General features: G+C 73.7%; 1 protein-coding gene. It reads right to left on the bottom strand.

The window, feature by feature from the left end; translation table 11 throughout:
- A partial coding sequence (locus tag IH13_RS0116665; protein WP_031085198.1) for an NPP1 family protein occupies positions 1-297 on the bottom strand: 297 nt, incomplete at its 3' end.
- Positions 298-331: the final 34 nt, after the last annotated feature.

The raw sequence follows: 331 nt of genomic DNA, 5'->3' as shown, positions 1-331 counted from the left end.
GGCGTAGACGATCGCGCACCAGCCGTTGTTGCACAGGGAGCGGGCGTACGTCTGGGAGTTGTCCAGGTCCGACTGGTCGCGGCAGTTGCCGTTGATCGCGCCGGTCGTCTTCAGCCCTCCGGCGAGTGTGCCGTCCGGGCCGATGGCGGGGGTGGCGTAGCAGCCGTCGCCGTCGTAGTCGTAGGCGGGCGAGAAGGTCTGTTCGTAACCCCCCGCGCTCTGGGGCAGGTTGTGCGGAGGGTCGGCGTGGGCCGCCGAGGCGGGCACCAGGACCAGCAGCGCGGCGGCGGCGAGCACCGCGCCGGTGCGGGCGAGCGGGCCGCCGCGGCTG

It is taken from the genome of Streptomyces sp. NRRL WC-3549, from assembly GCF_000721935.1.
Classification (GTDB): domain Bacteria; phylum Actinomycetota; class Actinomycetes; order Streptomycetales; family Streptomycetaceae; genus Streptomyces.
This window is presented reverse-complemented; position numbering and strand designations above follow the sequence as displayed.